We start from the raw sequence: 6,561 nt of genomic DNA on the forward strand, positions 1-6,561 counted from the left end.
ATAAAAACAACAGCGAGGTGAAAGCATGTCTGGTAATCGTGGTGTGGTGTATCTCGGCGCAGGCAAGGTCGAAGTACAGAAAATCGACTATCCCAAAATGCAGGACCCGCGCGGCAGGAAGATCGAGCACGGTGTCATCCTGCGCGTAGTTTCCACCAACATCTGTGGTTCCGATCAGCACATGGTGCGCGGGCGTACCACCGCTCAGACCGGTCTGGTGCTGGGCCACGAGATCACGGGTGAAGTGATCGAGAAGGGCAGCGGTGTCGAGAACCTGCAGATCGGCGACTTGGTGTCGGTACCTTTCAACGTTGCCTGTGGCCGTTGCCGTTCGTGCAAAGAGCAACATACTGGCGTCTGCCTGAGCGTTAACCCGGCGCGTCCGGGCGGTGCCTATGGTTATGTCGACATGGGTGACTGGACCGGTGGCCAGGCCGAATACGCGTTTGTACCGTATGCCGACTTCAACCTGCTGAAACTTCCAGATCGCGACCGGGCCATGGAAAAAATCCGTGACCTGACCTGTCTCTCCGACATCCTGCCCACCGGTTACCACGGCGCAGTGACTGCCGGCGTCGGCCCTGGCAGCACCGTGTACATTGCCGGCGCCGGCCCGGTTGGCCTGGCAGCTGCCGCTTCCGCTCGCCTGTTGGGTGCTGCGGTGGTGATCATCGGTGACGTCAACCCGATCCGCCTGGCCCATGCCAAGGCTCAGGGTTTCGAAATCGCCGACCTGTCGACAGACACCCCGCTGCACGAACAAATCGCTGCACTGTTGGGCGAACCAGAAGTGGACTGCGCCGTCGATGCCGTAGGCTTCGAAGCTCGCGGTCACGGCCATGCCGGCGTGAAGCACGAGGCTCCCGCCACTGTACTCAACTCGCTGATGGGCGTGGTTCGCGTCGCTGGCAAAATCGGTATTCCTGGCCTGTACGTCACCGAAGATCCGGGTGCAGTGGACGCTGCCGCGAAAATGGGCAGCCTGAGCATTCGCTTCGGCCTGGGCTGGGCCAAATCCCACAGCTTCCACACCGGCCAGACGCCAGTGATGAAGTACAACCGCCAGCTGATGCAGGCGATCATGTGGGACCGCATCAAGATTGCCGAAATCGTCGGCGTGGAAGTCATCAGCCTGGATGACGCGCCACGGGGTTACGGCGAGTTCGATGCCGGCGTGCCGAAGAAGTTTGTGATCGATCCGCACAAGTTGTTTAGTGCGGCGTAAGGCCTGGAGCAAGACGGAAAAAAGGGCGACAGTGATGTCGCCCTTTTTTATGGCGAGTGGCACGTAATTGCTCAGAGAAAATGAGCGATCACCAATGGAACTCGAACGATAATCTGATTTGCTCCATGCCGTAGACGTCGCTTTCCAGTTGACCTCATTGTCCAGAACTCAGATGCAGCCGGTTCGGTCATACCGTTCATCGGTTGCGTCCCAGGAGGCACGTTTTATAGACGCCACCTGGGGATAAATGCCCACGCAAACGAGGAACATGCTGGCGTACATCCGGTCCAATCAGCAGTTTTGCCGCCCCGCCGTTACCGGGCGGCTTTCATGGCACAAGAGGATGTCTGGATGAACGTTTCACGCTGTTTTGCACTGGCATCGCTCATGGCTGTCGCTTCGTTGACGACGCTGGCCGCCAGCCCGGCCTTTGCACAGTTAAGCCTCAGCGATGCGGTCAAGGCGGTGTCATCGATGCAGGACGACGAGGATGTCGAGGGTGTCGAGGCCGATGATGTCGATGGCATCGTGGCGGCGGCGCCCAAGGCCGCCGGTTTGCTCAATACCCTGGGTTCGCAGCTCGACATTACCCCGGAGCAGGCCATCGGCGGCGCCGGTGCGATGCTGGGCCTGGCGAGGAATCAGCTCAGCGGCCAGGACTTCTCCGAACTGAGCAAAACCGTGCCGGGCCTCGCTCAGATCGCCGGCAACAGCGCGATCAGTAGCCTGACTGGCTTGGGTGGGTTGCTCGGCACGGGCTCGGACAAGAATGCGTTGCTCGATGGCTTGCTGGGTAACGTCAAAGACACCAAGGACCTGAACAACGCCTTCAGCGCCCTGGGCATGGACACCGGGATGGTTGGCGTGTTTGCCCCGGTGATCCTGCAATACCTCGGTCAGCAAGGCGTTGCCGGTTCGCTGTTGCAAAACCTCGGCGGGATCTGGGGCACCGGCGCCGGTAGCTGAGTCAGCCCTCGGCGCGTAGTGCCTGGATGCGCCGGTCCTTCACGATCCAGAGCTGGTTGACCCAGTTCTGGATTGTTTCGCGAAACTCCGGATCGTTTTCGTAATCGCCTTGCCACAGTGCCGGGTCCAGTTCGCGGGTGTGGATGTCGATGATCACTTTGGGCACGTTGCCACTAAGCAAATCCCAGAACCCCGGAATCTTCTGCTGCGGATACACCACCGTCACATCGAGAATGGCGTCCAACTGTTCGCCCATCGCCGCCAGCACGAACGCCACGCCGCCCGCCTTGGGCTTGAGCAGGTGGGTGAACGGTGACTGTTGTTGGGCGCTTTTCGCCGCGGTGTAGCGGGTGCCTTCCAGGTAGTTGACCACGGTCACCGGCTGGCGCTTGTACAACTCGCAAGCTTGTTTAGTGATCTCCAGGTCCTTGCCGGCCAGCTCCGGGTGCTTCTCCAGGAACGCCTTGCTGTAGCGCTTCATGAACGGATAGTCCAACGCCCACCAGGCGAGGCCCAGGAATGGCACCCAGATCAGTTCTTTCTTGAGGAAGAACTTGAAGAACGGCGTGCGCCGGTTCAGTGCCTGGATCAGCGCCGGGATATCGACCCAGGACTGATGGTTACCGATCACCAGATACGAGGTGTCGCCGCGCAGCTCATCGCCGCCGCGAATGTCCCATTGGGTGGGAATGCACAGGCGGAAGATCAGCTTGTCGATCTCGGCCCAGGTTTCGGCAATCCACATCACCGCCCACGAGGCGTAATCGCGAAAGCGCCCGGGCAGGAGCAGTTTGAGCAGCGCGAACACCATCAAAGGCCCGAACAGGACCAGCGTGTTGAGCAATAGCAGCAGGGTAACGAAACAGCCGGTGAGCAGGCGGCGCATAGATAACTCTTGAAAGCGTGTGGGCGCGCCATGATAAGCAGCTTCGGTTGGCAGGCCAAATCGGTGGTGACGAATGTTTCACCTTGGTAGCGGTATGCTCTCAGCGTATCGCTGTTGCCTTTGTGGCGAGGGAGCTTGCTCCCGCTGGGTTGCGCAGCGGCCCTAAAACCAGGCGCCGCGATTTTCAGGTATACCGCAGGCAACGGTTTTGCGAGCGCCGCGCCCCCGAACGGGAGCAAGCTACCTCGCCACAAAAGTGGGAAGTGGTCCAACTATCGTTGTTTTTTGCGGTCTAGAATTCGGCCAATGCGTCCACATCCCTCAAGGAAGCCCCTTACGTGAAATCTCTCCTTGCACTGCTTGCCCTCGTGACCCTGCCGGTCCTGGCCGCCGAGCCGACCCTGTACGGGCGTTACGAATACATCGCGCTGCCGGAAATCGGCGGTGAAGTCCTCAAGGCCAAAATGGACACCGGCGCCCTGACCGCGTCGCTGTCGGCCAAAGACATCGAAACCTTCACCCGCGACGGCGACGAGTGGGTACGTTTCCGTCTCGCCACCAAAGGCGCGAGCAACAAGGTCTACGAACACAAGGTCGCGCGGATCAGCAAGATCAAGAACCGTGCCGATGAAGAAGATGAAGACAAGGCCGTGAGCGAAGTGACCAAGCGTCCGGTGGTCGATCTGGAACTGTGCCTGGGCAACGTCAAGCGCACCGTCGAGGTCAACCTCACCGACCGCAGCAGCTTCAACTATCCACTGCTGATCGGCGCCAAAGCCCTGCGCGAATTCGGCGCAGCAGTGAACCCGGCGCGTCGCTTTACAGCCGACAAACCCGACTGCTGATTGACGGCGAATCAGCCTTGGGGCACCGTTCGCCCACTTAACCAGTGGGCTCGGACGCCATGCCTCATATCCTGATTGTCGAAGACGAAGCGGCGATTGCCGACACCCTGATTTTCGCCTTGCAGGGCGAGGGCTTTACCACCACCTGGTTGAGCCTTGGCGCGGCGGCGCTCGAACATCAGCGCGCCACGCCCGCCGACCTGATCATTCTCGATATCGGCCTGCCGGATATCAGCGGCTTCGAGACCTGCAAGCAATTGCGGCGTTTCAGTGACGTGCCGGTGATGTTCCTCAGTGCCCGTGACGCCGAGATCGACCGCGTGGTGGGCCTGGAAATCGGCGCCGACGACTACGTGGTCAAACCGTTCAGCCCCCGGGAAGTGGCGGCGCGGGTCCGGGCGATTCTCAAGCGCATGGCGCCACGACCGGTGGCGGAGATGTCGGAGGTGGCTTCAGCGCTGTTTCGCATCGACGGCGAACGGGTGCAGATCAGCTATCGCAACCAGCCGCTGAGCCTGACTCGCCATGAGTTTCGTTTGCTGCAATGCCTGTTGGAACAACCTGAGCGAGTCTTCAGCCGCGAGCAATTGCTCGATGCGCTGGGGGTGGCCGCCGATGCCGGTTACGAGCGCAGCATCGACAGCCACATCAAGAGCGTGCGCGCCAAGTTGCGCCTGGTGAAGGCCGACGCCGAGCCGATCCAGACTCATCGTGGCCTCGGCTACAGCTACAGCCCGGGGCACAGCTGATGTCACTGGGGATCCGGATTTTTCTGGTCTACGTGCTGTTCATCGGCCTGACCGGCTACTTCGTGCTCAACACCGTGATGGAAGAAATCCGCCCCGGTGTGCGCCAATCCACCGAAGAAACCCTGGTGGACACCGCCAACCTGATGGCCGAGATCCTGCGCGACGACTTCAAGGCCGGCACCCTCAGCCAGAACCGCTGGCCCGAGTTGCTCAAGGCTTATGGCGAGCGACAACCGCAGGCGAAAATCTGGGGCCTGTCGAAGAATCAGGTCAATCACCGCATTTACGTCACCGATGCCAAAGGCATCGTGGTGCTGGATTCCAGCGGAATCGCGGTGGGCCAGGACTACTCGCGCTGGAACGACGTCTACCTGACCCTGCGTGGCGAGTACGGTGCGCGTTCGACGCGCAGCAACCCCGATGACTCGAACTCGTCGGTGATGCACGTCGGTGCGCCGATTCGCGACAACGGCCAGATCATCGGCGTGGTGACGGTGGCCAAACCCAACAGCTCACTGCAGCCTTACGTCGATCGCACCGAACGGCGATTGCTGACGTATGGCGCCGGATTGATTGGCCTCGGTTTGTTGTTCGGTGCGCTGTTGTCCTGGTGGCTGAGCGCGGCACTGCGGCGGTTGACGGCTTATGCCCAGGCCGTCAGCGAAGGTCGACGGGTCGAGGTGCCGCATTACCGCGGCGGCGAGCTGGAGCAACTGGCCACGGCACTGGAGCACATGCGCACCCAGCTCGAAGGCAAAGCCTACGTCGAACGTTATGTACACACCCTGACCCATGAATTGAAAAGCCCGCTGGCGGCGATTCGTGGCGCAGCGGAGCTGCTGCAAGGCGAAATGCCGCCAGCCCAGCAGCAGCGCTTCGTCAGTAACATCGACAGCGAAAGTGCGCGCATGCAGCAGTTGATCGAGCGACTGTTGAACCTGGCGCAGGTTGAGCAACGCCAAGGGTTGGAGGAGCGGGTGGTGGTGCCGTTGGCGGGCTTGGTGGAAGAACTGTTGAACGCGCAGGCTGCACGAATCGAAGGCAAGCAATTGCGTGTGGAACGGCAAATTGCGGCGGATCTGAATCTGCTTGGCGAGCCGTTCCTATTGCGCCAGGCGCTGGGCAATCTGCTGGAGAATGCCTTGGACTTCACCCCAGCGAACGGCGTGCTGCGATTGTGTGCCGAACGAGTCGGTGAGCAGATCGAGTTCAAGCTGTTCAACCAGGCCGAAGCGATTCCCGACTATGCGTTGCCACGCTTGAGCGAGCGCTTCTACTCACTGCCGCGTCCGGACAGTGGACGCAAGAGCACCGGTTTGGGGCTCAACTTCGTTGAGGAAGTGGTCAAGTTACATGGTGGTGTGATGAGTATCGGCAACGTCGACGGCGGTGTTCAAGTGCGTTTGCGGTTGCCTTCAAGCCGCTGAAGATCGCCGCCTTCGGCAGCTGCTGCGCCGAGCGCAAATTCCACACACTCTCCACATTCCTCCCACAAAACCCCCACATACCCAATCCAGACTTTCCCCATCCAAACAGGGAGAGTCCCATGAACCGAAGCCTGACCCTAAAACTCGGGGCAATTGCYCTGCTGATTCTGTTGCTGCTGATCCCGCTACTGATGATCAACGGCGTGATCCAGGAGCGCCAGCAACTGCGTGACGGTGTACTCGAAGACATCGCCCGCAGTTCCAGTTACAGCCAGCAATTGAGCGGCCCGCTGATGGTGGTGCCCTATCGCAAAACAGTGCGCACCTGGAAAACCAACGAAAAAACCAACCAGCGTTATCAGGATGTCGGCGAGGAGCGTGGACGTTTGTATTTCTTGCCGGAGCGTTTCGAACTCGACGGCCAGGTCCAGACAGAGCTGCGCTCCCGGGGCATCTACGAGGC

The 6,561-nt window shown here is 60.4% G+C and carries 7 protein-coding genes; 6 read left to right on the forward strand and 1 reads right to left on the reverse strand.

Annotated features, from left to right (window positions below):
* The first annotated feature begins 25 nt into the window (after positions 1–25).
* Positions 26–1,225, forward strand: coding sequence for a formaldehyde dehydrogenase, glutathione-independent (gene fdhA, locus AC1DIS_RS16710; RefSeq protein ID WP_018928800.1), 1,200 nt, complete (start codon positions 26–28; stop codon positions 1,223–1,225).
* Positions 1,226–1,576: 351 nt separating this feature from the next.
* Positions 1,577–2,191: a DUF2780 domain-containing protein gene (locus AC1DIS_RS16715; RefSeq protein WP_018928801.1), complete on the forward strand. Its 615-nt coding sequence runs from the start codon at positions 1,577–1,579 to the stop codon at positions 2,189–2,191.
* 1 nt (position 2,192) lies between these two features.
* On the opposite strand, the gene AC1DIS_RS16720 is transcribed toward AC1DIS_RS16715, so the two are convergent.
* On the reverse strand, positions 2,193–3,077 hold the full coding sequence (locus AC1DIS_RS16720; RefSeq protein ID WP_018928802.1) for an acyltransferase: 885 nt from the start codon (positions 3,075–3,077) through the stop codon (positions 2,193–2,195).
* 338 nt (positions 3,078–3,415) lie between these two features.
* On the opposite strand from AC1DIS_RS16720, the gene rloA2 reads away from it, so the two are divergent.
* The 4 genes from rloA2 to AC1DIS_RS16740 all read left to right on the forward strand — a co-directional run.
* A complete protein-coding gene (rloA2, locus tag AC1DIS_RS16725; protein ID WP_018928803.1) occupies positions 3,416–3,922 on the forward strand; it encodes a retropepsin-like aspartic peptidase RloA2 in 507 nt (168 codons plus the stop codon).
* A gap of 59 nt (positions 3,923–3,981) precedes the next feature.
* Entirely contained in the window at positions 3,982–4,671 is a 690-nt protein-coding gene (gene creB, locus AC1DIS_RS16730) for a two-component system response regulator CreB (protein WP_064620824.1), read from the forward strand.
* Complete coding sequence (creC, locus tag AC1DIS_RS16735; protein ID WP_477743643.1) at positions 4,671–6,098, forward strand: two-component system sensor histidine kinase CreC; 1,428 nt, start codon at positions 4,671–4,673, stop codon at positions 6,096–6,098. The genes creB and creC overlap by 1 nt, the downstream gene beginning before the upstream one ends.
* Positions 6,099–6,217: 119 nt before the next feature.
* The coding region (locus tag AC1DIS_RS16740; protein WP_477780980.1) for an inner membrane CreD family protein at positions 6,218–6,561 on the forward strand (344 nt) is incomplete at its 3' end.

It is taken from the genome of Pseudomonas sp. 05N433 (genome assembly GCF_056396925.1).